The sequence below is a fragment of the Methanoregula sp. genome (assembly GCF_049510175.1).
Lineage (GTDB): Archaea > Halobacteriota > Methanomicrobia > Methanomicrobiales > Methanospirillaceae > Methanoregula.
Map to the genome: position 1 here is coordinate 155,170 of NZ_JBEKZF010000003.1, position 26,779 is coordinate 181,948.

Consider the following 26,779-nt stretch of genomic DNA (forward strand, 5'->3'; position numbering starts at 1 on the left):
ACAGCGTACGGGATATTGTTGCGATATAGTATCTGGTATCGTCAACGCTCCGCGGATATACGATGCTCTGTATGATCATCAATGGGTGCCTGAATGTTTAATTTACTTGTTATCTGCAAAAGGGGGGAGCATCCGTATCTGTTCAGTGACTTTAGTCACGGAATGCCAATTCCACCATATCCAGGTCATTCGGAACGAGAATCCGGCCGGAATATTTCTTTTGTGCATCGCTGACGTGTGCCTGGACATCCGTGTAGCGCGAACTGGTATGAACGAGAACGAGGGTCCCCGCATTGAGCGCAGTTGCGGCTTCTCCCGCTTGTGACGCTGTTGCATGGTAGAATTCTGCTGCACGGGCAGCTTCTGACTCATCGTAGGTTGCATCGTGGATCAGGAGGTCTGCATCGTGAGCAATATCCATGATTGAGGGGTGGACGGTGCGGGTATCACCAGTATAGACGATCTTGCGTCCTGGCCGGGGGTGTCCCATGACCTGTTCCGGCCCGATCGTGACACTTGCATCCCCGATACCAACCGTCACGGTCTCTCCCCGCTGGAGCCTGCCAAACAGCGGGCCGGCGGGGACGCCGAGAGCAACTGCCTGTTCGCGGTTGAACCGTCCCGGGCGTGGGTCCTCTTCAAGAATAAATCCAAGAGACGGAAGACCGTGGTTTGCGCTAAATGCCGTTACCGTATAACCGTCAAACCGTACCCACGATCCGTGGGAGAGTTCCACGGATTCCATGGGGAATTTCAGGTTGAACCGGGCAACGTGCCGGAGCGTGTCGACAAACTCGTGCACCCATTCTGGGCCGTATATCGTGAGGAGTTCTGTACGGCCATTGAATGACATGGTCTGGACTAGGCCGAATATGCCCAGGAAATGGTCGGCATGCCAGTGGGAGACAAAGATCGCATTGATGGTGAACCCGCACCGTGCCCGCATCATCTGCTGCTGTGCACCTTCACCGCAGTCGAACAGCAGGGTATCGGATCCCCTGCGGATCATGATGCAGGGCGGGTTGCGTGTCGGTGTGGGGAGGGCACCTGCGGTACCAAGGAAATAGACATGCAGAGTCTCGCCGCTCACGGAAAATCACTCCGTGATTTTCCTACAACTCCTCGCTTATCCTCGTCGTTCATGCACAATCCCCCCGGGATGCTGCTCTATCGGTTCGTTCTCGCTCACGGTTCATATGAAATTCCTTCGGAATACGGCAAGGCTCTTCTTTGCCTCTTCTACCGAGCGTCCTTCAATCACGATCCGTCCTCCTGTGTACCGGGAAGCAACTTCCCTTCCCACCGTCTCCCACGCGATTGTGCCCTCACCGAGCGGGAGGTGTTCATCCGAGACGCCGTGGTTATCATGGATATGGATGTGATTGGCCTTGTGGACATACCGAAGGAATTCACCGACTTTGCCGATGGTATTCGCGTGCCCGAAATCGAACGTCATTCCGATACCGTCAATGCCTTCAGTCATACCAATCAATTCTTCCGGGAGACGGCAGAGGAACTCCTTGAAACTGATCATATTCTCGAGACAGGCAAGCACCCCGTGTTCGGATGCACACCTGCCGATCTGCCGGAGCGCCTCTTTCTGAAGTTCCCAGACTTTCTGGGGCATCATCTTGCCAACAGGTGATATGTAGCCCGGGTGGATGGTGATCCGATCGGTCAGCGGTGCGGCATGTTCAATACAACTGCAGAGCTGGCGGATCGATTCCCTCCAGATGGGATCGTTGAGGGTGGCGATATTCAGGTCGCCGTACGGCGCATGTACGGAAGCACCGAGCCGGGTAGTCGCGAGCATATCCTCAACCTTGTGGAAGCAGTCCGGGTTCTCCAAGCGGTAATTTCCGTCACTTACGATCTCCCATCCGGCATACCCGGCCTCCTCTATACCATAGACCCATGCGATGTCGTCCCATACCTTTGCCGAAGAGGAGAAATAGGGAGAGAGGCTCATGGGTCTCCCCGCAACTGTGCCAGAAGGAGCTGGACGGCATCGGAGAAATCTGCCAGTGTCCCTTCGTTCTTCAGATGGATATCCGCCTCGCGCAGGGCATTGCCGAGGCCCCAGCCCCGTTCCCGCTCGTCCCGGTTGTGCAGGGCATCGGCAGTCATGAAATCATCCGATCGCGCCCGTACGGCTATCCGTGCGAGGCGTTTTTCAAATGAGGACTCGATGCTGATCAGGGTAAAACCCGGAAAATTCCGCCGGAAGAGGGATACTTCCGTATCTCCCCGAATTCCATCCACGAGGACGAGGGGGGCGGACTGGTGCTGGATCTCGGGAACGCAGAGCCGGGCAATCGCGTCCATGCCCTGTTCAGCCCGGAGCCGGTTTGCAGTTGCACCAAAATTCGTGTCGTTCGGCTCAAGCCCCGCTTCCCGCACGGCTTTCCGTACCATGTCGCCCATGACAATGACCGGAATACCCATCTCCTGCGCGATGCGGGAGAATTCACCTTTTCCGCTTGCGGGCATGCCGACGACGCCAATCACTTTCATAGGATATCTCTCCAATCTCCCGTGTCCGTATCCGGACTGTCCTTCCCAGGTCATCTGCGATCGTTTTCAACTCTGCCAGTGTCAGGGGTGGATGGTTCTCCTGAAGGGTTCGTCGTTTACAGATATATTCCCCATTGGTCATATCAGGTGCTGTTTCGCGCATCCGGACGATCTTGTGCTCACCCTGCTGGAGCACGAGAGGGGCATTGCCGATCTCTGCAGAAATTTTCCCGATATAATCCGCGTTCTCGTAAAAAACGGTGATGACAATCTCGAATTCTGCTAGGATATTTTCCCGGGATGCCTTTTTACAGATGCTTATAGATCTCTGCAGGTTCTTCTCATAATTATCGGCAGGCACTGCGCTGTAGCCTCCCGGCAGGCCGGAAAACCCTTCCCACTGTGTTTTGTAATCAATGGCGATCCTGTCCACCAGGTTTTGCTGAATGAGAGTTTCCAGCGTACCTGGAAAAAGGCCGTTGGTCTGGATCCCAACCACCAGTCCCATTTTTTTTGCATAGCCGGCAAGCTCTATAAGGGCCTCTTTCTGGAGCGTGGGTTCCCCGCCGGAAATAACAACTCCGCTGATGAAGGGTGATGAAGTTTTTATCATTTCCGTAATCTCTTCGAGATCCCGGTAATCCTCTCCGGACTGGATACCCTCGTTCTGGCAGTAGGAACACCGCAGGGGGCACCCCCGCAAAAACAGCGTACAAACCGCCCTCCCACGCCAATCGATCGTCGAGATGGGGATAAAGCCCCCAAAGTTCAGTCTGATAGGATCACCGTGCCGGATTATTTTATTCCCGTGGTTATTTGAGTGTATTTGAGTTAAGAACCAGCAACCAACGGGATCCTTTCTGCAGTGGACGATGTCCGTATTCCATAATTCTTGAGATAACATCAAAAAAAGTGCGTGGCAAAAAAGAGGGTGCAGGATCAGAATTTGAAATGGCGGTTGACGATCTTGATTGCACAGTAATCGCCGCACATCGTGCACCCGTCGGTATCAGCGGGCATGCGCTCTTTCCGTATATCCCGTGCCCGCTTCGGGTTCATGGCTACGGCAAACTGGCGCTCCCAGTCAAGATCGCGGCGGGCATGGCCCATCTCGAGGTCCAGGTCCCGGGTCTTCTTGAGTTTGATCATATCCCCGACATGGGCGGCGATCCGCGAGCTGATCACGCCTTCGTACACCTCTTCAGGGGTCGGGAGGGCGAGGTGCTCGGCCGGGGTTACATAGCAGATAAAGTCCGCTCCAAGCGATGAGGAGATGGCGGCACCGATAGCGGCAACGCGGTCATCGTAGCCCGGGGCAATGTCGGTGACGATGGGGCCGAGCATGTAGAATGGTTTGTTGTTGGTGACTCTCTTCATAAGCTGGACATTAGTCGCGATCTCATCAATCGGTACATGGCCCGGACCTTCAACGATCACTTGGACGTCCTGCGCATGCGCCTTGTCCGCGAGTTCCGCATTGATGAGCAGTTCCTGGATACCCGCCCGGTCTGTAGCATCGTGGATAGCGCCAGCCCGCATGCCGTTTCCCATCGAGAGCGTGACCTCGTGCTCCTTCATGATCTCAAGCAGGTAGTCAAACTCCGAGTAGAGAGGGTTCTCCTTCTCGTTATGGAGCATCCACGCGGTCATGAATGCCCCGCCCCGGGAGACGAGTCCGCAGTGACGGCCCTGGTTTTTCAGGCGCTTTACTGTCTCAAAGTTGATGCCGGTATGGATGGCCATGAAGTTAGTGCCGAGTTTTGCCTGTTCGGCCGTGATCCTGAACAGGTCATCCTCTTTCATGTTCACGACTGCCCCGTCCTTTATCGCCGCTTCAATGAATGCCTGGTACAGGGGGACACACCCGACACTGAGTTTGGTATTGGCGATGATCTGCCGGCGGATCTCCATAAAGTCTCCGCCGGTCGAGAGCTCCATGAGCGTGTCTGCCCCGGCGAGCTCGGCTTGTTTTGCCTTTTCGATCTCCATGCCAATATCCACAATGTCCGTGGATGTTCCGATCGAGGCATTCACCTTGGTGCGGAGCCCTTCCCCGATCCCACAGATCTTCACCTTGCGATAGGGGGAGACCGGGATAACGATATGCCCTTCGGCAACCCCGCGGCGGACGAAGTCTTCGGTGACTCCTTCCTGTGCGGCGACTTCTCTCATCTCTTCAGTTACGATGCCGCGCTTGGCATCTGCGACAATACTCATACCATACAGGTAGCAGTAAAGACCAGATAAAGGCTCGGTTTTTCAATTCTGGACTAAATCTGGCTTGTTAAGTTAACAAGTAAAGTTGAATTGGAATAACACAGAATTTTTTGTGTTAAAAATCGCCGCTTTCTATCATGAATGTGGATACTCCCTCGTATTGCCCGGCAAAAGGGGGGTTTGATAATGGCAGAGTATTTATATAGTGTGTAGCACTAACTAATGGTAAACCTTCAATGTACGAGGTGTTTTACGATGAAAGAAAAGGATTATTTTGAAGTTACGGTAAAGGAAGCAGCCCACGACGATGCCGGCCGGGGTATTGCACGGCTCAGTATCGAGGTGATGAAAAAACTCGGCCTGGTCTCCGGAGATGTAATCGAGATCCAGGGCAAGAAGAAGGCCGCTGCAATCATCTGGCCGGGGTTTGCCCAGGATACCGGGTTTGCCACGCTCCTCATTGATGGGAACATCCGGGGGAATGCGGGCACCGGTATTGATGAGAAGGTCAGGATCCGAAAATCTGAGGCCGAATATGCCAAGAAGATCGTGGTCCAGCCTACCCAGCCGATACGCCTTGTCGGGGGTGAACAGTATCTTTCCCGGGTATTGCGTGGGCGGCCTGTGATCGAAGGACAGTCTGTCCGTGTCGATGTGATCGGCAACTCCATTACCCTCATAATTACGAAGGTGGCCCCCAAGGGCATGGTGATCGTCACCGATGACACCGACATCGAACTGAAGGAAGAGGCCTACAAAGCCGAAGAGGGCAAACCCGAATTGTCCGATATCCATTACGAGGATATCGGGGGTCTTGGCCGAGAACTGCAGCTCGTGCGAGAGATGATCGAGCTCCCGCTCCGCCACCCGGAGATCTTCGAGCGCCTCGGGATCCAGCCGCCCAAGGGGGTACTGCTCTACGGCCCCCCGGGCACCGGCAAAACCCTGATTGCAAAAGCGGTGGCAAACGAGGTGGATGCCCACTTCATCTCGCTCTCCGGCCCCGAGATCATGAGCAAGTATTACGGTGAAAGCGAGAAGGGACTCCGCGTGAAGTTCGAAGAGGCGGAGCAGAATGCACCCGCGATCATCTTCATCGACGAGATCGATTCAATCGCGCCGAAGCGTGCGGAAGTGCAGGGGGAAGTCGAGCGGCGCATCGTCGCCCAGCTCCTGGCCCTCATGGACGGCCTCAAGGGACGCGGGCAGGTCATCGTCATCGCGGCGACCAACCTGCCGGACTCCCTAGACCCCGCACTCCGGCGCGGCGGGCGGTTCGACCGGGAGATCGAGATCGGTATTCCGGACAAGAAAGGCCGGTTGGAGATCTTCCAGGTGCACACCCGGGGGGTACCTCTGGCGGACGATGTGAAGATCGAGGAGTTCGCTAACATCACCCACGGCTTTGTCGGGGCAGACATTGCGCTGCTGGTCAAGGAGGCGGCGATGCATGCGCTCCGCAAGGTGATCCCGCAGATCAAGATCGACGAGGAGATCCCTTCCGAGGTGCTCGACAAACTCAGGGTGACCAACGACGACTTTTCTGAGGCGCGCAGGAATGTCGAACCTTCTGCCATGCGCGAGGTGCTCGTCGAGATGCCGGATATCACCTGGAAGCAGGTCGGTGGGCTTGAGGATGTGAAACAGGAACTCAGGGAAGCCGTGGAGTGGCCGCTCAAATATCCGGATGTGTTCGAACGGCTCCAGACCAAGGCCCCCAAGGGGATCCTGATGTTCGGCCCTCCCGGTACCGGTAAGACGCTGCTCGCAAAGGCCGTGGCCAACGAGAGCGAGTGTAACTTCATCGCGGTGAAAGGACCCGAACTGCTCTCAAAGTGGGTCGGAGAATCAGAAAAGGGTATCCGGGAGATCTTCCGTAAGGCCCGGCAGGCATCCCCTTCGATCATATTCTTCGACGAGATCGATGCGCTGGTGCCCAAGCGGGGCAGCTTCCAGGGGTCATCCCATGTAACGGAAAGCGTGGTCTCCCAGATCCTTACCGAGCTTGACGGGATTGAAGAACTTAAAAATGTTACCATCCTTGCGGCTACCAACCGGCCGGACATGCTGGACGATGCCCTGCTCCGTCCGGGCCGCCTCGAACGCCACATCTACGTACCTGCGCCCGACGAGGAGAGCAGGAAGAAGATCTTCGAGGTCTACCTCGGTGGTGAGACCGGTAACATCCTTGCAGAGGATGTCGATGTCGATGTACTGGTGAAACAGACCGATGGTTATGTTGGCGCAGATATCGAGGCGCTTGTCCGCGAGGCAAAGATGGAGGCGATGCGTAACTTCATCATCCAGATGGGCGGCAGGAACGAACAGGAGCGCAAGGACGCGATCAATAACGTGATGCTGACAAAGGCCCACTTCAATGCAGCTCTGCTCAAAGCGAAGGGATCTCTTGACCAGGATGCGATCGATCAGTCCGAACGGCATGCATGGGAGATGCTGTACAACCAAGAGCAGCGTACCATCCTTGACAAGGCTTCGCTGCTGATCTCCCGGGCCGGCATGGCTCACAAGAAGATCGATGATAAGCTGGCCGGCAAGCTCCGTTCAGCGGTCCATGCACGAAATAAGGACTTTGCAGAGATCACAACGCTGACAGAGTCTCTGGAAAAGAAACTGGGGAAAGCATAATACCGAAAACGAGGTGATGACAATGACTGAAGACTCTATGGATATGTTTGAACAGATGGACGATATGTTCGCCCGGTACCCCGCAGGTTTACGGTTACCGGATCGTCTTCCGCAACGGCGGAACATCCGCCGGGATGGCAGAAATCCCGGCTATCCCGCCCCGAGCCACCCGGGAACCCGTTACCGAAGTCCATCAGATCGGGAATGAGATCAAAGTGATTATCGAACTTCCCGGAGCAAAGGATGACATGATACAGCTTGAGATAACGGGAAGCACGCTCGTCATCGATGCAAGGGATGCGGATCATCACTACCACACGACTGCATCTCTGCCCTTGGTGGATGCGGGATCGATGCAGAGATCGTTCAAAAATGGTATACTGGAAGTGACCTTCGGGAACCTTCCGGCTGGTACAACGGTTCCTGGCACGAACTGAATTTTCTTTTTTTATCCTTGTCGATCATACCCCCAGTTACGATGAACGCCGCCGTTCCTGAATGGACACACACGAAAAATTCTGATGATTTTCTCTCTCGACAGGATTTTTTAGAGCGGATTTGTGTTTCTCCAAAAAATGGGATCACGGTCCGGGAAAAAATTTTCAGTCATTCCTATGACACCTGCCAGATCTGCTGAAACGGGAGATCGGAACATGTGTGTTGATGGCTCCTCCCTTTGACCCAAACTGAGGCAGGTAAGCCGGTACAACAAGATAATAATCCTGATAAACATCGGCATCAAACAACTACTCACATCCGGGTGGATATCCCATGGTTGCATGCTCTTTGTGGTAGAGGAAAGTGGTAAGACATGAAACTCAAAGATTTCCTTGTCAGCGAGGGAACAGAAAAGAACCTGGCGGAGTTAATTCTCTTCCTGAGCGACCAGGCCCATGGTGTCAGGAAGGGTTTTCTCTGCACCTGCATGAAAGATTCGGTGGATGAGAAAACCCGGAACGTATATGGCGAAGAGCAGATGCCCCTTGACAAGTATGCTGACGGGGTGTTCATTTCAGGACTCAAATCTTCTCGTCTCGTAAGGTATATCGCAACTGAAGAACAGGAGCAGGTCATCGAGGTTGAGAACCCGAAGAACGACTTCGGGGTCGTCATCGACCCGCTTGACGGGTCCTCGCTCATTGACGTAAATCTCTGCACCGGATCCATCATCGGGATCTATCCGGGGCATGTGCTTGGCAAGGGTGCAACGATGGTTGCCGCCCTGTACATGCTCTACGGCCCGCTCACCATCATGGCCTTCACGACGGGAAAGGGAGTCCACGAATTTGTCATGGACGAGTCCGGCGAATTCGTCCTGAGGCACCGGGACATCAGGATCCCGGAAGGAAGGATCTATGCCCCCGGCGCCCTCCGAAAGGATTATCTCCCCGCCCATGCCCGGTGGATCGGGGATCTCGAGCAGGCAGGATACAAACTCCGGTTCAGCGGCTGTTTTGTCGCCGATGTGCACCAGATTCTCCACAAGGGGGGCGTCTTCTCCTACCCCGGATTCAAGGGAAAAGAGAGGGGAAAACTGCGCCTTCTCTACGAGGCAAATCCGATGGGAAAGATCATCCACGAGGCCGGCGGGGCGATCAGCAATGGGAACACTGATATTCTCGACATTACCCCCCGTGCCATCGATGAGATCACACCTATCTATGTAGGCGGCAAAAAAGAGATCGCACTGATTGAAAAATTTATGCATGAAGGGTGAATAAACAGGATTGATGCAGTATGAAGAAGAATGATTTTGGTCCTATCCCCGGCTCGACAATCCTCAACGCAGTCTCCGGCCACAAGGCGATTGTCATGGCGGCGAACGTCCGGATAGCATCGGTAGCACAAGGCATTTTCAGGGCAGCCAAAGATACAGACTCAGCAGTCTTCATGGAACTTGCCCGGTCGGAGTGCGACCTCAAGGGTGGATATACAGGACTCACCCCGCAGGATTTCTCAAAAAGGATGAACGAGGCCGCACAAGCCATCGGGTTTGACGCGTGGGCCCTCCACGCGGATCACATCACCATCAAGAAAGGTGATGCCGGGGAGGTTGACAGCACCAAACAGCTGATCGATGCACAGATTGCTGCCGGCTATACCTCATTTGCGATCGACGCCTCCCACCTCTTCAACTTCGAAGGAAAGAATGTCCAGGACGAGCTTGACCCGAATATCCGGATTACCTCTGACCTCGCCCATTATATCAAAAAAGGAATGAATGGAAGGGAGTATGGTCTCGAAGTTGAAGTGGGAGAGATCGGCAGAAAGGACGGAAGTGGGCTTGTCCTGACAAAACCCGAGGAGGCCGTTACGTTCATCCGGGCGCTCAATGAGAATGATGTGTTTCCCCACGTGCTCGCCATAGCAAACGGCAGCACGCACGGCCATGTGTACGATGCAAACGGGAATGTTGTCGAACAGCTCTCCATCGATATCCCCCAGACGAAGGCGATCGCAAAAGCCCTACGGGACAACAAGCTTAAGGTCGGGATCGCGCAGCACGGGATCACCGGCACTCCCCGGGACCTGATCAACCTCCATTTCCCGAAGGGGGATATCATCAAGGGTAATGTCGGCACCTTCTGGCAGGATGTAGTGTTCAGCACCCTGAAAGTGTACGAACCCTCGCTCTACAAGAGCATCCAGGACTGGACGCTGGAGAAATACCGGCCCGCAAACCCCGGGAAATCCGACCGCCAGATATTCGACGGGAACTGCAAGATGGCAATAAAGGAATTCTTCAAAGACCTCTATTCCCTTGAAGAAGGGACCGAGCACGCGATACAGTCGATGGCATATGCCGAAAGCCTCGTCTTCTTCCGGGCATTCGGTGCATACGGATCGGCATCGCTCGTGCGGAAATCCCTCAAATAATAACCCCCGCAATCTTTTAGTATCCGAAAGAGATCTCATACTGTGAAGTCTCATGCCGAAAACCACGATTTCCGTGATTAAGGCGGATGTGGGAAGTTACCCTGGACACTCCCGCATCCACCCGAAACTTCTGGAGAAGGCACAGAAGCTTCTCAAGGAACAGGAAGGTAAACTCCTGATCGACTCCTTCGTCACGCACTGCGGTGACGATCTCGAACTGATCATGACCCATACCCATGGCGTGGATAATACCAAGGTCCACAAACTTGCCTGGGATGTCTTCATGGAGTGCACGAAGATTGCAAAGGGCCTCAAGCTTTACGGTGCCGGTCAGGATATGCTCGCCGACGCCTTCTCTGGCAATGTCAAGGGGATGGGCCCTGGCGTTGCCGAGATGGAGTTCGAGGAGCGAGGGTCGGATCCTATTCTCGTCTTCATGGCGGACAAGACCGAGCCAGGAGCCTGGAACTTCTTCCTGTACAAGATCTTTGCCGACCCGTTCAATACCGCGGGCCTCGTCATCGACCCCTCGATGCATAAGGGGTTCGTCTTCGAAGTCCATGACCTCGTCGAGAAGCGCAAAATTCTGTTCAACTGCCCCGAGGAGATTTACAGCCTGCTGGTCTACATCGGTGCACCGTCGCGGTACGTGATCAAGCATGTCTTCAAGCGGGACGGGGAGATCGCTGCCTCGACCAGCACCCAGCGGCTGAGCCTCTTGGCAGGTAAATATGTCGGCAAGGACGACCCGGTGATGATCGTCAGGTCCCAGAGCGGTTTCCCAGCGGTCGGAGAAGTGATCGAACCGTTCTGTATACCGGTACTGGTTGCCGGCTGGATGCGCGGCTCCCATCACGGCCCGTTCATGCCGGTCGGCCTTTCCGAAGCGAACTGCACCCGGTTTGACGGACCCCCAAGGGTCATCTGCTTCGGGTTCCAGCTCTGCAACGGCGAACTGATCGGCCCTGCGGATATGTTCGATGACCCGGCTTTCGATCGCGTCCGTAACCGGTGCAACGAGCTTGCCGACATAATCCGGGCCCAGGGCCCGTTCGAGCCCCACCGGCTCTCGCTTGGAGAGATGGAGTACACCACGCTTCCGGGTGTTGAGAAAGAACTGAAAAAGCGCTGGGAACCCCTGCCCCAGGAATAATTTTTCTCTTTTGTGATTGTACGGATGCGGGACTGATGGAGGCAGTCCCCCGGAAACAGTGGGAACGTGGCAATTCTGTGGTGTATGGGCAAACTTTAATTATCTTACATCCCAAATTAGGGCAGATGGTTAACGGAATTGTTTTGCCAATAAAAAAAGTGTTTGCGCTGGTGGATTCGAAAATTTCAGTCGAGATCAAAGACGAAGGCCGGAAACTGCAGGGGCGCCTCGTTGCGGTGGATGAATATCTGAACATCCACATGGAAGAGACCCTTGAATTCGTCGACAACCAGCGGGGAAGAAGCCTCGGGACCGTCGTGATCCGGGGGAATAACATCCTCACCATCGCACCGGTAATCTGATCTGATAAAAGGTGGATACTGTGGGAGATCCTGCTGATGAAGGACTGAAACTGATTCAGTCGAAACCGGAGGGCGTGCTCCAGAGCGAGCTCTGGAAGGAGCTCGGCGTTGACAGCCGGAAGTGCTCCAGAATTGTCAAAAAACTGGAGGAGAGCGGGCTCATCGTTCGGGAGGAGTTCAAAAAAGACGGGATCAAGACCTATCTTCTGCGGGCAAAACAGATGCCGGTCAACCCGTCCGACCTGATGGCTGGCGATGAGTTGATACCCTGTATCGGGTGCGATCTCGAATGTATTGTCGAGGAATGTCACCCGCTGATGGACTGGATGTACCAACTCGCGATCGTCTCCCATACGGAAGACTAAGCACTCTTTTTACTCCTTTCGCCCTGGCATTCTTTTTCGGAGATTTTTTTGAGGGTTTATTCGATTGGGTTTGACAGAAAATTCTGGAATAATCCTCCAGACTCAGAACTGAAATATTTTGATTTTTCCCCTGTTTTTTGAAAAATATCCCGTTTTCAACAACTATTTATCGCTCAACCATCCACCTGATAATAGTTAATTCCACGTGGTTTTACCGGATGATGCACGATGATCTCTGTTTTGTTTATTGATGACAATACCGATCTTCTTGCCCAGATCCGCACGTTTCTTGAGAAGACCGGGGAGATCAGGGTTGAGCAGGCCCATTCCATAAAACAGGCAATAGAAAAACTCCGCGGCAGGACCTTTGACGTTATTGTCTCCTACGAGCAGATGCCCGATGTGAACGGGATCGAATTCGTGCCGGATATGAACGGGATAGATTTCCTGAAATACCTCAAGACCCAGGGAAATGCGACGCCGGTTATCCTCCTCTGCCGGAGAAGTTCGAACAGGCTCGCCCTTGAGGAAGTGAACAACGGGACGGAGATCACTCTTCCTAAATCCGGGGATATCCGCCCGCAGTTTATGGAAATGGTCAACCTGATCAAGCAGACGACGCTCAGGAAAAAAGCTGAGCGCGAGCTTAAGGTCCAGAACGAGCAGCTGGCAACGATCCTTTCCGCAACTCCTCTCGGAATATTCCAGATGCGCAACGGCATACTCGAATGGGTGAACCGACCCTTTGTTTCCATGCTTGGGTATACGGAAACGGCACTGGTTGGCAGGGAGTTACGCACGCTGCTGAAGACTCGTGAGGAGTTCGAACAGATCTGCCGTGAATTCCTGATCCGGAAGGATACCCAGGGCCTCGGGCATGCAGACTGCCGGCTCATCAAAAAAGACGGCTCATCCGTTCCCTGCCACCTCCAGGTGCAGCCGCTTGATCCCGGTGATATCACAAAGGGCGGGACTTTTGTCGTCACCGACAACTCGGAAAAGCAGAAGATCACTGATGCACTACGGGAGAGCGAGGCAAAATACCGCGACATGATGCAGAACACCCAGAGCATTATCATCCGGATGGATACGCAGGGGAATATCACATTCTTCAACAATTATGCCCTGACTTTTTTTGATTACACGTCGGAAGAGGTGATCGGAAAAAATGTCGTGGGAACGATCGTTCCCGAGAAAGCCCGCGTCCAGCACGGGCTCTCGATGATGGCAAACGACATCGGGTTCAATGCCGAAGGCTATGCGGTCAATGTCAGCGAGAATGTCCGGCGTAACGGCGATCGCGTCTGGATCGCATGGATCAACAAGGCGATCCGGGATGAACAGGGCAGGATCATCGAAATCCTTTGTATCGGCAACGATATCACGGACCGCAAACGCGGGGGGGAAGTACGGATCAGCACCGATACCTGGAAAGATATGGTTGTCGCGGACACGGATGTGAAAGAGGAAGTGTTCGACGCGGTCTTCCACATCTGTACCGAGATCTCGATTGAAGGCCGGGAAGGAAAACCGGTCGGCACCACGTTCCTGATCGGGGATACGAGGAACGTGCTGGAAAAATCCCGCCAGATTATCCTGAACCCGTTTGAGGGCCACCGGCCGGAGCTGCGCATTGTCACAAACCCTGATCTCAAGGAGAATATCAAGGCCCTCGCACAGCTCGATGGTGCATTCGTCATCTCAGGTGACGGGTTTGTTGAATCTGTGGGCCGTTATATCACGGTGGACACGAGCAACGTCTCCCTTCCCCCCGGGATGGGAACCCGCCACAACTCGGTTGCCGCCATCACGCAGGTTACCCATGCTGTCGGTATTGTCGTGTCGCAGAGCGGCGGGGGGATTACGGTCTTCAGGGAGGGCCGGATCCTGAAAAAGATCACTCTCTGAACCGGGCATTTTTTTTACTCATGCCGGCATTCCGGCAAGCCGGAACTGCACTTGTGCCGGCAGATATTGCCTACTGCCCTGAAGGCATCCTCGAGGTCCGGGAAGTTGGGGATCTGTGAATCGTGCAGGATGCGCAGCGGCGTTTTCATGCTGTCGCCGCCTATCATACAGCCGACGATCATTTTGTGCGTATTTTTGGAAAAACGGACGATCTCGTTTGCCACCCGGATCGGATCGGAGATGGCTGTGGGTACCGCGATCACAAACGCGATGTCCCAGATGTCCTGATGACGGATCATGATATCGAACGTGCGGGCGAACTGGTCTGCACTGGAGTCGCCAACCATATCAATGGGGTTCTCGCGGCTCCAGTTTACCGGCAGCACGGCATTTAGTTCGCCGGTAAGTTCGGACGAGAATTCGATCATTTCGATTCCGAACCTCTCGGCATAATCGGACGACAGGACAGCAAACCCCCCGGCATTGGTGATGACGACGGCACGGGTTCCCCTCGGGTATCCCTCGGAAGAGAGCAGCTCGGCTGCCTGGAAGGCTTCCCGGATGGAACTGACCGGGATAACCCCGGCCTGGTGGAAGGCTGCCATGTATACTTCAAAACTCCCGGCCAGGGAGCCCGTATGGGACGAAGCGGCTTTCTGTCCGATCCGCGAGGATCCGGATTTTATGGCAACAACCGGTTTTGTCGGGGATACCTTCCGGACAGTCTCCATGAAACGCGGGCCGGACCGGATCTGTTCGATATAGAGGATGATCGCCCGAGTGGCAGGATCGCTCCCGGCAAACCGGATGAAGTCCTCAAAGGTGAGATCGGACTGGTTACCGACACTGATAACCGCAGAAAAACCGATCTCCTCCGGCAGGCTCCAGTCGATGATGGTCGTAATGATCGCGCCGCTCTGGGAAATGAAGGCGATCCTTCCGGGTTTCGGGGAGACCGGATCAAACGTCGTGTTGATCCCTTGATACGGGAGCATGAGCCCAAGGCAGTTGGGGCCCATGATCCGCATGCTATGGCGCTGTGCAGTCGATAGGATCTCGTCTTCAAGCTGCCGCCCAACATTTCCGCTTTCACGGAATCCTGATGAAATGATGATGGAAAGAGGCACCCCTTTCAGTCCTGCCTCGTTGATAACTTTGGGAACGCCGGGTGCCGGGATCGCAATCACCGCGAGATCGACCTTTTCCGGTATGGATGCAAGGTCCGGGTATGCAGTGTGCCCGAGGATCGTGGGGCTCTTCGGGTTGACCGGGTAGAGAGTACCGGGGAACACGAGCAGGTTCCGGCAGATCGCGTACCCGACCTTGTTCGGGTCCTGCGATGCCCCTACGACAGCTATGGAATGAATATCGAGAAGGCTGACGGGCATTTCCCGGGCTGCGATAGTGTCAACGGTCGGAGGTGTATCATCCCGGTAAAACCGTGCATCTACCGCGCACCCTCCCGTTTCGTACAGGATCAGGGGGTTGATATCGAATTCGCTGATACGGGGATCGGACAGGAACATCCCGGCAACAGAACCGATGATCTTCACAAGGGACGCTTCGTCCAGCGCCGGTTCGTCACGATAACCGGCGATCAGCGGGTAGCTCCTCAGCTCCCTGACCATGGTTCGGATCTCACTCTCATCGATGGGAAGAACGCGGATGGAGATATCCCTCAGCAGCTCGACCATCTTCCCGCCGAACCCGATGGTGATGACCTTGCCGAATGCCGGATCGGTTTTCCCCCCGACGATCAGTTCAAGCCCTTGTGCCATCTGCTGCTCTACCATGATACCGGTGATCTTCGCGCCGGAACTGTGGGCCTGAACATTCCGGGCAATATGATCGAATGCCAACCGTGCTTCCGCGGTAGAACGTATGCCCGTGACGACACCTCCGGCATCACTCTTGTGGACGATATCCGGTGAGATCACCTTCATGACAACCGGATATCCTATGGAATCGGCAGCACGGGCAGCATCGTCCTGCGTAGTGGCAACATGATAGTGCGGTACTGGAATATCGGCGCCTGCCAGTAGTAAATATCCTTCTGCTTCGGAAAGTAACGTCCTTGTCATCGCAACCGGTCCTGAGAGAGTGTGGTCTGGTACCGTTCTTAATGATGTCTGCCGTTCCATAAGAAAGGGCAGACTGGAGAAGAACGCAATAGCGTTCTTCGATTTACCTCCAGAGTCATAATAAGCAGAAGTTCCAGATTAAAGCCCGTAGGAGCGGTTCGTTTTAAGGCACCGTGCCATATCAGATACGACCGGGGTAATCTCCTCGCCGTGGGAGATGCGGTCAACCATTCGTTCTGCAAGACTTCCGTTGTGAATCCTCTCTTTTACGATGGGCAGGTAGCACCGTTCATCCGCAGTTGCACGCTGCCATGCGGCATCGTAAAGATGCCCGAGTTCCTGTTTTAGTCCGGCGGTTCCGTTCCGGATGGCATCTTCCGTCAGTGCCAGCAGTGCCTCATGGTCCGTTTCAACCGGGAGGGAGCGGCAACGCAGGAGAGACCGGACAAAGGCACACACCGCCATATCGGACCGGATTGATTCCTGCTCGTCGAGCGCCTTGATCTCAAGGCACCTGCGCGAGAAGCGGATGATGACCCCGCTGGAATTGACCCATTCCTCGCAGAGAATCCCGGCGTCACGGGAGAGGAGCTCTGAAAAAATTTCCTCCTGCTGAATGTGGTAATCTGCAACCGACCGGATCTTCTCCGGCACGATCCTGTTGCAGATACGTGGGATCTCTTTCTGGTTCTCCCGGTAATATACGAGGCGGTTGTCACAGGTTCCGGTCAGCTTACCTTCGACCATGGGGGAGGATGCGGTCACGGCAACAAGCCAGGGAATGAGGGTGCGAATCTTGTTGTACAAGATCACGAGTTCCCTGCTGCTCTGGTAAGCGAGGTTGATCTGGAGGGCTTGGATATTCAGCCAGCCGTGCTGGTGGATGTTGAAGAGCCGGTCGTACACTTCGTAATACTCCCCCTCATCGTGATCCCAGACCGGAATTTCATTTATATGGGCAGTGGGGTGCATGCCAAGGCCAAGAAGATAGTAGCGGTCAGAAAAAACATGGTTGAATTTTGCCAGCCCTTTCATCAGCTGTGCCTCCAGTGACGCGAGATCCTCTGCAGGGGAGCGTGGGACCATCTCGAGCACGGTCTTCTGGAGTTCCTTACCCAGTTTCACGTCCCCGAACAGGATCTCGCTTTCGTATCTCCCGCAGATCTCCCTGAGGATCTTGTCGGAAACCGGTAGGGCATGGAATTGCCGGTCGTTGATGGAGAATTCGTGTTCAGTCCCGATGGTCATGGGACACACTGTATATCCTTGGGATTTCCGCTACCTTTTCAGTCTCCGGCTCTTCGATCCTGCAGATCACATTAATTTCCTCGTCGGTCAGGTTTGAAACGAGATGGGTGATGTTTTTTACTGCGAGGGTATACTGCTGCTCATAGGCATCAGGAACTTCTTTGAAAAGGCGGACAATCGGACATATCTTCTCAAATTTCAGGAAGATTTCGATCACATCACCCTTTACGTCAAACGTGAACGGACCTGCCCGGCAGGTCTCGGGTTTGATGGTATGGATCGCGCATTTGCCCCCCGTCCGGAACGTGCAGGTGCCATCCCTGCGGGTCCTGAGATAGCGGTACCCCTTCCGCTCAAAGGCATCTCCCGGTACACCTTCAGCAAGGAGCCTGCGGTAACAGTGTTCAGATATCGGGGGATGCGCATCGTTACAGCACTGTCCACTGCAGCGCAAACAGATAGTCTCGGCACGAATCAGCCAGTCTTGATCCATGGTCTCACTTCGCGAACAGGTGGTCAACGATATGTTCGTAGACCCGGGGGTAATGTGTGTCCTCACCGCTTTCAAGAGAGGGGTTATCATTCACTTCAATAACGTACGCATCGCCGTTATTATTCTTTATGTCCACTCCGTACAGGCCATTTCCGATCGCGTTTGCCGCTTCGATACCGAGCCTGACCACGTGAGGGGGGACATCCTTTTCCGGCACACTCTCGACCCCGCAATAGACAATATGTCCATTGACCGAGGCCTGGATCTTAAACGTGACTGAAGGGATGGTATACTTGCAGACATACAGGAGATTCCCGTCAAGGACGCCAACTCTCCAGTCATATTTGCTCTCGATATACTGCTGGACAACGATCCAGTCGGAGAGCCGGATAAACCGATGGGCAACCCGGAAAAAGTCTGCAATATCGTTCACCTTTTCCACACGGAGCGAGAACGATGTTGAGGGTTCCTTGACAATGAGCGGGGAGCCCAGTTCATCGAACAGGCGGGTGACGCTTTCAACGGTCAGATCCTGTTTGGACAGGAAGACGGTTTTCGGGAGCGAGATGTGGTTTTTGATCAGGTGCGAGTACATATTGATTTTATCCGAGCAGATCTGGATGGACTGAGGGTCGTCGATCACCGGGATACCGTGGAAACTCGCCATCCGTGCGGCCACGTACGTAACGTTCATCGGGTCGGTCCGGGCGCGGATGAAGAGCGCATCCACTTTCGTGATCTTCCTGATATCCACCGGGAAAATAAAGTCCACTTCGTGTCCCTTGTTCTCGGCCACGTCCCGGCACCGGATCAGGGCGTTGAGTTGCTCCGAGTTTGAGAGCGTCTTACGGTCAACGAAAATACCGAGCCGGCTCATATGAACTCCTGGTGTGAGAGGTATGCCGAGAGGAGCGTGCGCTCTTCTCCGGCGAGCTGGGAATATTTTGTTGGAGAGAGAGAGGAGAGGAGGCAGCGGTTGCTGTATTTCACGAAATTAATAGTGACAAGCGGAATAGCAAAGAGATCGTAAACACGCCGTGCAATATCCGCGGAACTGTGGCAGCTTCCCGCAGTTTTCCCGAAGATTGCCCTGCAGGACTCGATCTCTGCACCGTCGTCCAGTTTCTGGTAGCAGAATGGATACTTTCCCTTGTTGGTGATGTGCTTGATGATCTCTTTTGCCATGTCGTTGTCGCTGACAACTGAATAGTCCGATGTTGTGGCAAAATAGTTCAGTCCGTAGAGGATTGACGGCAGTGGCGCATAACCCTGGGATATCCCCCATTCGCAAACCGGGATGCCGGCAAGGTGCGCCCGCTCCAGGCAGACTGGTACTATATACGCGTCGAGCACGGCAGCGCTTGACGGCTGTACCGGGATACCATCCATTTCATGCCGGAGGATAGAATAATACGATTCGGTCTTGTAGGAATAGTTCTCGCTGATAATATGATAGGTGTTGTTGCGGCAGACGGTAAAAAGCGTGTCGCGGGGGATACAGGTTTCCCGCCGTATCGCGCTACGGTGATTCTGTTTTTTCTGGGATTGAAGATTCTGTAAGGTCTTTGCGGAGGTATCTTGTATTATATGAGGGACAAGTGGGACACAGGACTGGACGTCTCCGAGAACCTTCCGGCTCATATCAATAGGGGTTTCACCCCATCGATCGTTCATGGGGTACTCAGCCCGCAGTATTGCCTGTACTGGAAGAACAGGTAAGAAATCCCAATATTTGTAATGGAAGGAACATGGCCGGCTTCCGTCGGATACAAGGGCAGTCTCCCCCTATGCCAGAGAATGCCATCAGGTGCTGTAAAAAGGGAAGAGAATACCCGATGGTTCTCTTCGTCATCGTCACTTTCTGGGAACTCATTCATAGAGAACACTAATCCAACATCATGCTCATTGGATTATCGTTATCAGCTATACGATCAGAGCTTTAAAAGAATTTTGCACTGGGGCAGAAAATAGATGACAAAACCTGTAAAAAAAATAACTGCCGATCATAAAAGAGGGGTACCTTCACAAACATTTTCTCCCTCTCAGCGCTTCAGGATACTTACTGGCGATGACGAAAAATCAACCTAACTCGACATTAGGATAAGGTTGATAACTTACTATCACTATCAGTAATGAATAATGCACATCCCAACACCGGAGGAACTCCGCACGCGCCGCGAAGCGCTCGGCCTGAAGCAGACCGAGCTGGCCCGACGCGCCGGGATCAGCCAGTCCATGGTGGCGCGGATCGAAGCGGGTAACGTGGATCCGCGGGTCAGCACGCTCAACAAGATCATTGTCGTCCTCAACAGCGCGGAACCACGAAAGATCCGGGCAGTCCAGATCATGCATACGCCCGTCCTGTCAGTGCAGCCCCAGGATGCGATCAGCCGTGCCGTCGAGATCTTCGAAAAGAATAATATTTCACAATTGCCGGTGATCGAACGGGGCGTCCCGGTCGGATGCATATCCGAATCCGTCATTGTGAAGGCGATTGAGCAGCAGCGGTTGCACAAGACTCACCTGTTCTTTGTCCGGGATTTCATGGAACCGGGTTTTCCCACGGTGCCACCAGATATGGATGTTGAGACCGTAGTCAATATCCTGCAGCAGAACCATGCAGTCCTCGTAGTCGAGGGACGGGTCGTGCGGGGCGTCATCACCAAGCATGACCTGATCTCTCTCATTGTGTAGGGGCTTTTACTGCTCCCTGATTTTTTCAATGTAGCGACCGGGACAGCGGGTTTCAGTGGGATGATGCATACGTTTATACAGCATATGACCGAGGCTTAATTTTCGTGGCTATCTGGCCGCTGTCGTGAGTTTCACATGGCGGAAGAGCCAGCGGAAATCAGTTATATGACGGTGATAGGGATAGGAGTTGTGTTATGCATCGTAATCGTGGAAGTCTGGTATCTGTTCCTGAAGTAACCGCTATCGTTACTTGTCTCCACATTAAATAAAACCGGCGTAAAACCAAAATCCCTGAAAAACTCCAATATAACGGTTACCGGAATTTTTCACCCTTTTGTTCCGGCTTCGTACCGCTCAAGATCGCCAGCGGGAACAAGCTTCCTGTTCTCAAGAACCGACACCGCTCCGTGACCTCCGCAGATAAGGCAGCGCCGGCCGGATGATGCGAGCGAACGATCTGTTTCTTCCGCGAGTGCTATCAGGGCGACACGCTCCTGTCTCGCACGTTCGCTGTCGACATTGACTGAAGTAACGAGGAATGCCGCAAGCGAACTGTAATCCGCCCGCTCCTTTGTCAGGCTTCCAAAATTGATCACGCTGTCGGCAGCAAACAGCAGGCCGTGCGTCTTGGAATAGAGGAACACCTGCCCGCAGGTATGTCCCCCGAGCCCGTCCAGCACATCCAGTTCCAGCCCCCCGATCGTGACCGTTCCGATGACCGGGAAGATCCCTCTCATGACACTTGTCGGCCTTGAAAAACAGTGGATATCCGAAGGAATGGCAAACTGTGAGAACAGGTTGATCATCTTGGTATAGAACTCTTCAAGCACCGATCCCTGGCTCCGCGAACCGTAGGCGCGGTTGTTGGTCCGGATAATCTCAAGGGTATTCTTATGCATGAAGACGGGCACGGAGAAGTGGCCCGCTGCTCCGCAGTGATCTGCATCTGCATGCGTGACGATGATACGTGACAGGTTTTTCATGCCGCCCATTCCATACCGGGCCACCATTGCCATGACATCGGTATGGTAGATACCATAGCCGGTGTCGATCATCACCAGTTCTTTCGGTGTTCTGATGAGGAACACGCTCCCACCACAGGGCGGCTGGAAGCAGTACAGCGTGATATCGGACGTTATGGCAAACCGCTGCACAGATGCATAAAAATTATTTCCGAATGTCGTGTTCAGGGTACGACCCGTCGCAAGTACACTGTCAAAAACCTGATGAGGATTGCATCCCCGGTCCATAAGTTCCTGCGCGATGTGGTTGGTATCGGCAAGGAACGATAACAGGAATGCATCTTCGGATTCCCCGATGAGTTCGCGGACCTCCTGAGCATACCGGACATAAAAGACTGTATCGTCGAGATGTTTTCCGGTCTTGTCATATTCAACAATCTCGAGACGGTACCGCGATTTGAGTTGGTCAAGCAGACGGTCAATTTCCCTGCTCTGCTCAAGGTTGAGGCTGACGGTCAGACGATCGGGATGCCTTCCATTATCATCAAAATCGATCAATGCGATGTTCGCTCCGGCTGAGGTAATATATCCAAGGAATTCATGGAGCGCCCCGGGCTGGTGGGGGAGGTAAACGCAGAACTTCAGGAAGTCAAGCGATTTCAGCGAGGTCTGCAGGTATCCGATCCCGGCAAGGTCTTCGGTGATCTTCCGGTAGTCATCTTCCGATGCGGTCACCTCATAAAAAACCGTCCCGGGATCGATGCGGCGATCAAATTGGATACGGTTGATATTCCCCTTGTATTTTTTAATAATCTCGGCAGCCCGGTGAAGTGAACCGGGTTCATCCGGCATATGAGCAACAAAAGAATATTTCCCCATAATCCACCGATTGTGGGTACACCATTATTCCCGGACGTCGATATAGATTATGGTCTTGGATGTCCGACGACGTGCGAGGACAGATACGATACACTAAAAAATTAAGTATTTTTCCGTCGTGTTGAAAGAGCGAGGAACAATACTCCTGCGATGATAACTCCCGCAAGAGCGGTTACAGGTGATACCGGAAGGGAGAGCGGGTTTTTGATGAGGGTCGGTGAAATAGATTTCGTTTCACCGGTCTGTACCGTTGCCTGAACGGAGTAGGTAAGATAGCCGGGAGATTTGATCTCCACAAGGTGGTTGCCCGTTGTAAGATTTCCGAGGGTAATGGGAGTTATTCCCTTGGGCACGGAATCAACGTAAACGGGTGCACCAGATGGTGTTGATGAGACGGATAACGTACCGGTTGGTGTGGAGGAGGTCTGTGGATTTTGTGTCAGCCCGGTAACCGGTGATGATGACAATACCGGAGTCGTTCCGGATTGACCCCCGGCACCTGGCGTGGCGTTTCCCTCAGGAGGGGAAGGCTGAGGGGGGATGACGGTGATTGTTGTACGGAACGGGTTTTTTACTGACGGACTGGTTACAGTCACGTAATATTCACCCGGCTGCATATCCACATGGAAAGCATACGTGAAATATCCCGATACAGTTGCTGAAGTATCATAGGTATGGAAGATGGTCCCGTTCACATCGCTGATCTGAATGCGGATGTCCTTAGTCCCCTGTTCAGCAGTACCTAATAGCTGGATGTAATTGCCGGTTTCAAGCGGGTTCGGGGTTGGGACCACGTAAAAATCCGGTTTTTTCATCATCACTGAAGTTGTGGCAGTCTGTGTCGGATCGCCAAAGTCAAGAGCAGTGATGTAATACCGTGCAGTCTGCATCTTGTCGATTCCCTGGATATTTGAGGTGTACCAGATAAATCGCCATGAGCTGTCATCCTTCACCTCAATGGGATTACCGGTCCCCTCCTTACCGTTGAGATCATAGACCGGGACCCCGCCAGCGGGCAGTCCCGGGCCGTTGAGTTTCAGGACCGTAACATTCCCCGCCCTGTTGTACCCGTCGAAGATAATGGTATCACCAATGTAATATCCCCCGGCACCGCGATACGCGATGGATAACGTATTATTCTCTGCAAGAACCGGCTGCAGACAGATGGCAACAGCTGCGAGCAGGACAAGGGATGAAATAATTCTGCTGATTTGTATTTTACCCATGCTATGCCTCTCTTTATAAAGAATATAACTTAAACGTATATATTTTCTTTATTGTAAGATTTTTGCTTAAAACGCAGGTTATAAGAGGATTTCTTCTTACCCTATAACGAAACTATATCTATTTTACCGGGTAACCCTTGATGCGAGGGAAATGGACAATGACCGACGTTGAGTTGGCCAAAAAACATGGCGAAGACCTGCTGAAAACGAGAATTTCTGCCATCCGGCAGTCGTTTTCCTATGAAGATACAGCCTATCACCTTCCGATATCCTACGCACTGACCGGTATTGCGGTCCATGACCAGAAAGCGGCTTTGGAAGTGTTCGGGAAGATGGGGAACAACCCAATTGTTGCATCCGAGTGCCTCCTTGCAGAGCAGACCGCAGTCTCCGGCAAAGAGCCGGTACCCTATACCGGTTTTATCAGCGACACGGTCATCCGCAAACTCGGGTATTCTCTTGTCGACGGAAGTATCCTTGGCCTTGCACTCGTCGTAGGCACCCCCCCGAGCGAGGGGAGTGCTGCAGGCATCTGCCGTGAACTGCAGGAAAAATATATGCTCACGTTTCTTGCCGGAAAGGTTGTCCCTTCCTTATCCGGGGCGGGTGTCCGGCTGGGCCTTGAATACCGTCTTATCCCCCTCGGCTCTGCACCGTTCCACGGCATCCATTTCGTTGACATCATCGCCCGCGTCGCCATGATGTTTGGAGGTGTCACTCCCGGTGACGCCCATCGCCTGCTCACGTATGCAGCCGAACGTGCCAAGGCCATCGTGATCGTCTTTCCCGGTTTGTCCGATGAAGAGATCGCCCTTGTGGATGGCATGAGAGTGCTCGGCTTCCCCATCCTTTCACTTGGGGGATACGAGGGGGGGACGTGGATCCATGCCACTCCCGAAGACGTGGTCCGGCAGGGGCTGGATCAAAAGGGCATCCGGGTCAATGTCACCGCCATCCCGATTCCCATGGGGTGTTCTCCTGCATTCGAGGGAAAGAGCATAAGGAAGGAAGAGATGTACGTGGAGTTCGGCGGCGGCAGATCGCCGGCCTTCGAGCTGCTCAAGATGCGCCAGCCCTCAGAAATTGAGGACGGGAAGGTTACGGTCATCGGCCCCGAGATCGAATCGATGAAAGAGGGATCGGCCAACCCGCTGGGCATCATCATCGAAGTTGCCGGGAAGACGATGAAGAAGGATTACGAGCCGGTACTCGAGCGGCGGATCCACAACTTCGTCAATTACGGCGAAGGTTCCTGGCATGTTGCGCAACGGGACCTCATCTGGGTGAGGATCTCGAAGGAAGCAGTTGCAAAAGGAGTCAGGATCGAGCACATCGGAAAGCTCCTGGCAAGCAAGTTCCGCATGGACTTTCCCCGGCTGCTCGACGCGGTCGCAGTCACCCTGATTACGGACAGCACAAAAGTCCTCGAGGCAAAAGCCGAAGCGGAGCGGGTCTACGATGAGCGGGATGCCCGCATCAAGGGGATGCGTGACAGCGACGTGAGTACCTATTACTCGTGCACGCTTTGCCAGACCTTTGCCCCCAACCATGTCTGCATCATCACCCCGGAGCGCCTCGCCCTCTGCGGAGCGATCAGCTGGCTTGACGGGAAGATTGCCTGCGAGATATCCCCCTCCGGCGCCAACCAGCCGGTGGAGAAAGGGGCGGTGATCAATGCCCAGAACGGTGAATTTGAGGGGGTCAACCGGTTCGTGAAAAAAGCCAGCCACGGCGAGATCGAACGTTGCTCCCTCTATAGTGTCATGGAATTCCCGATGACCTGCTGCGGCTGTTTCGAGGCGATCGCCCTGATGCTGCCGGAAGTGAACGGGATCATGGTAGTCAACCGTGAGTATAAGGGCATGACCCCCTCCGGTATGACATTCTCCACGCTCGCCGGCACCATTGGCGGCGGGGCGCAGACACCCGGGTTTGCCGGGATCTCCAAGAATTACATCCTTTCAGACCGGTTCCTCCAGGGCGATGGCGGGATCGAGCGGCTGGTCTGGATGCCGGCAGCGCTCAGGGAGGAATTAAAAGAGCGGCTGGAGAAGAAGCTGGAGGAACGGAAGCTGGCCGGCTTCTTTGCAAAGATTGCGGATGAGACAACCGCAGCAACGATCGAAGACCTCATGGTATTCCTTGAACGTGTCGGTCATCCAGCCCTGGGCATGAAACCGCTGGTGTGAGAAAACCATGGCATTCGACCTCAATTTCGGCTGGACCACAACCATCGGGGAAGTAGTGCTCGGCGCAACGAAAGCAGACGGGGGCACACGGAGGCTCTCGTACCGCATCGGTGGCGGGACAACACTTCCGTTCCTCGAGAGCCGTATGGACTCCCCCTCCCCCCTCATCGCCCTTGAGATCTGCAATGATCCTGCATTCTGGTCGCCGATCGTTAAGAACTACTGCGGGGATTTGGTCAACAATGTCAGCGAGTGGGCAAAAGCTGCCGATGCTTCCTATGGTGCCGATCTCATCCGGCTCTACCTCACCAGCACGCGCCAGCGAAATTTTACGGACATTCCTTCGGTCGGAAAATGTGTTCAAGACGTGCTTTTGGCATCCAGCCTCCCGCTGATCATCGATGGGAGCAATGAGCCGAAGATCGACAGCGAGGTATTCCAGACATGCGGGGAAGTGGCACAGGGAGAGCGGCTCCTCCTCGGCACTGCAGAGGCGGGGAGGTACCGCAGCATCGCGGCTGCCGCACTTGCCTACAACCACTCCATCATCGCACAGTCACCTATCGACATCAACCTTGCAAAACAGCTCAATATCCTCTTGAAAGAGATTGGTGTCCCGCGGGACCACATCGTGATCGACCCGTACACCGGGGCCCTCGGCTACGGCTTCGAATATTCCTATTCGGCCATGGAGCGGATCCGGTTCTCCGCCCTCAAAGGCGATGCCGATCTCGCCATGCCGATGTGCTGCTCCGCGATCGATACGCTTACAATCAAGGAAGTGCGGGAAGCGGAACCTAAAGTGCAGGACGAGATGGCGATCCAGTGGGAGTTCTACACCAATATCGCAGCAGCAGCGGCCGGCGCAGAGATCATCTGCATCCGCCACCCTGGCACCATCCCCCTTCTCAGGAAGGCATTCGCCGACATGAAAAAACAAAAAGCACCCGCGGAGTTGCGATAAG

At 54.1% G+C, this 26,779-nt stretch carries 23 protein-coding genes; 11 read left to right on the top strand and 12 right to left on the bottom strand.

All coding sequences use genetic code 11. The annotated features are described in order from the left end of the window. Positions 1–151 precede the first annotated feature (151 nt). From rnz to thiC, 5 genes are all read right to left on the bottom strand, one after another. A complete protein-coding gene (rnz, locus tag ABSG49_RS06450; protein WP_424025298.1) occupies positions 152–1,090 on the bottom strand; it encodes a ribonuclease Z in 939 nt (312 codons plus the stop codon). 102 nt (positions 1,091–1,192) lie between these two features. After that, positions 1,193–1,969 (bottom strand): sugar phosphate isomerase/epimerase family protein, encoded by a 777-nt coding sequence (locus tag ABSG49_RS06455; RefSeq protein WP_424025299.1) that lies wholly within the window; start codon positions 1,967–1,969, stop codon positions 1,193–1,195. Further along, positions 1,966–2,514, bottom strand: a complete 549-nt coding sequence (locus ABSG49_RS06460) for an AAA family ATPase (protein WP_424025300.1) — start codon at positions 2,512–2,514, stop codon at positions 1,966–1,968. The genes ABSG49_RS06455 and ABSG49_RS06460 overlap by 4 nt, the downstream gene beginning before the upstream one ends. Continuing rightward, positions 2,468–3,340 carry an anaerobic ribonucleoside-triphosphate reductase activating protein gene (locus tag ABSG49_RS06465; RefSeq protein ID WP_424025361.1) on the bottom strand — a complete coding sequence of 291 codons (873 nt, stop codon included), beginning with the start codon at positions 3,338–3,340 and terminating at the stop codon, positions 2,468–2,470. Before ABSG49_RS06465 ends, ABSG49_RS06460 begins: the two co-directional genes overlap by 47 nt. 113 nt (positions 3,341–3,453) lie before the next feature. After that, positions 3,454–4,731 carry a phosphomethylpyrimidine synthase ThiC gene (gene thiC / locus ABSG49_RS06470; RefSeq protein ID WP_424025301.1) on the bottom strand — a complete coding sequence of 426 codons (1,278 nt, stop codon included), beginning with the start codon at positions 4,729–4,731 and terminating at the stop codon, positions 3,454–3,456. Between the two features lie 255 nt (positions 4,732–4,986). Here thiC and ABSG49_RS06475 point away from each other — a divergent pair, with 255 nt between their 5' ends. From ABSG49_RS06475 to ABSG49_RS06510, 8 genes are all read left to right on the top strand, one after another. After that, positions 4,987–7,377 carry a CDC48 family AAA ATPase gene (locus ABSG49_RS06475; protein WP_424025302.1) on the top strand — a complete coding sequence of 797 codons (2,391 nt, stop codon included), beginning with the start codon at positions 4,987–4,989 and terminating at the stop codon, positions 7,375–7,377. A 134-nt stretch (positions 7,378–7,511) separates the two neighbouring features. Then, the gene (locus ABSG49_RS06480; RefSeq protein WP_424025303.1) at positions 7,512–7,814 is read left to right on the top strand and encodes an Hsp20/alpha crystallin family protein; all 303 of its coding nucleotides are present in this window, start codon (positions 7,512–7,514) and stop codon (positions 7,812–7,814) included. A 374-nt stretch (positions 7,815–8,188) separates the two neighbouring features. Next, the gene (locus tag ABSG49_RS06485) at positions 8,189–9,094 is read left to right on the top strand and encodes a class 1 fructose-bisphosphatase (RefSeq protein ID WP_424025304.1); all 906 of its coding nucleotides are present in this window, start codon (positions 8,189–8,191) and stop codon (positions 9,092–9,094) included. A gap of 20 nt (positions 9,095–9,114) precedes the next feature. Further along, positions 9,115–10,254: a class II fructose-bisphosphate aldolase gene (locus ABSG49_RS06490; protein WP_424025305.1), complete on the top strand. Its 1,140-nt coding sequence runs from the start codon at positions 9,115–9,117 to the stop codon at positions 10,252–10,254. A gap of 52 nt (positions 10,255–10,306) precedes the next feature. Beyond that, positions 10,307–11,407, top strand: coding sequence for a fructose-1,6-bisphosphate aldolase/phosphatase (gene fbp / locus ABSG49_RS06495; protein WP_424025306.1), 1,101 nt, complete (start codon positions 10,307–10,309; stop codon positions 11,405–11,407). Between the two features lie 125 nt (positions 11,408–11,532). Beyond that, positions 11,533–11,769 carry an LSM domain-containing protein gene (locus tag ABSG49_RS06500; protein WP_424025307.1) on the top strand — a complete coding sequence of 79 codons (237 nt, stop codon included), beginning with the start codon at positions 11,533–11,535 and terminating at the stop codon, positions 11,767–11,769. A gap of 20 nt (positions 11,770–11,789) precedes the next feature. Continuing rightward, complete coding sequence (locus tag ABSG49_RS06505) at positions 11,790–12,134, top strand: helix-turn-helix transcriptional regulator (RefSeq protein ID WP_424025308.1); 345 nt, start codon at positions 11,790–11,792, stop codon at positions 12,132–12,134. 228 nt (positions 12,135–12,362) lie between these two features. Continuing rightward, complete coding sequence (locus ABSG49_RS06510; RefSeq protein WP_424025309.1) at positions 12,363–14,042, top strand: PAS domain S-box protein; 1,680 nt, start codon at positions 12,363–12,365, stop codon at positions 14,040–14,042. 14 nt (positions 14,043–14,056) lie between these two features. On the opposite strand, the gene ABSG49_RS06515 is transcribed toward ABSG49_RS06510, so the two are convergent. From ABSG49_RS06515 to ABSG49_RS06535, 5 genes are all read right to left on the bottom strand, one after another. Next, positions 14,057–16,123 carry an acetate--CoA ligase family protein gene (locus ABSG49_RS06515; protein ID WP_424025310.1) on the bottom strand — a complete coding sequence of 689 codons (2,067 nt, stop codon included), beginning with the start codon at positions 16,121–16,123 and terminating at the stop codon, positions 14,057–14,059. Positions 16,124–16,261: 138 nt separating this feature from the next. Continuing rightward, entirely contained in the window at positions 16,262–17,371 is a 1,110-nt protein-coding gene (locus ABSG49_RS06520) for a glutamate-cysteine ligase family protein (protein ID WP_424025311.1), read from the bottom strand. Next, positions 17,355–17,864 (bottom strand): YkgJ family cysteine cluster protein, encoded by a 510-nt coding sequence (locus ABSG49_RS06525; RefSeq protein ID WP_424025312.1) that lies wholly within the window; start codon positions 17,862–17,864, stop codon positions 17,355–17,357. Before ABSG49_RS06525 ends, ABSG49_RS06520 begins: the two co-directional genes overlap by 17 nt. A 4-nt stretch (positions 17,865–17,868) precedes the next feature. Then, positions 17,869–18,741 carry an ATP-grasp domain-containing protein gene (locus ABSG49_RS06530; protein ID WP_424025313.1) on the bottom strand — a complete coding sequence of 291 codons (873 nt, stop codon included), beginning with the start codon at positions 18,739–18,741 and terminating at the stop codon, positions 17,869–17,871. Next, on the bottom strand, positions 18,738–19,505 hold the full coding sequence (locus tag ABSG49_RS06535) for a RimK-like ATPgrasp N-terminal domain-containing protein (protein ID WP_424025314.1): 768 nt from the start codon (positions 19,503–19,505) through the stop codon (positions 18,738–18,740). Before ABSG49_RS06535 ends, ABSG49_RS06530 begins: the two co-directional genes overlap by 4 nt. Positions 19,506–20,003: 498 nt before the next feature. Here ABSG49_RS06535 and ABSG49_RS06540 point away from each other — a divergent pair, with 498 nt between their 5' ends. After that, positions 20,004–20,558, top strand: a complete 555-nt coding sequence (locus ABSG49_RS06540) for a CBS domain-containing protein (protein WP_424025315.1) — start codon at positions 20,004–20,006, stop codon at positions 20,556–20,558. Between the two features lie 326 nt (positions 20,559–20,884). Here the strand turns inward: ABSG49_RS06540 and ABSG49_RS06545 are convergent, their stop codons facing one another. Next, entirely contained in the window at positions 20,885–22,372 is a 1,488-nt protein-coding gene (locus tag ABSG49_RS06545) for an MBL fold metallo-hydrolase (RefSeq protein WP_424025316.1), read from the bottom strand. Positions 22,373–22,500: 128 nt separating this feature from the next. Beyond that, positions 22,501–23,625: a PEGA domain-containing protein gene (locus ABSG49_RS06550; protein WP_424025317.1), complete on the bottom strand. Its 1,125-nt coding sequence runs from the start codon at positions 23,623–23,625 to the stop codon at positions 22,501–22,503. A 158-nt stretch (positions 23,626–23,783) separates the two neighbouring features. Here ABSG49_RS06550 and acsB point away from each other — a divergent pair, with 158 nt between their 5' ends. Then, complete coding sequence (gene acsB / locus ABSG49_RS06555) at positions 23,784–25,814, top strand: acetyl-CoA decarbonylase/synthase complex subunit alpha/beta (protein ID WP_424025318.1); 2,031 nt, start codon at positions 23,784–23,786, stop codon at positions 25,812–25,814. 7 nt (positions 25,815–25,821) lie between these two features. Beyond that, complete coding sequence (locus ABSG49_RS06560) at positions 25,822–26,778, top strand: acetyl-CoA decarbonylase/synthase complex subunit delta (protein WP_424025319.1); 957 nt, start codon at positions 25,822–25,824, stop codon at positions 26,776–26,778. Position 26,779 lies beyond the last annotated feature (1 nt).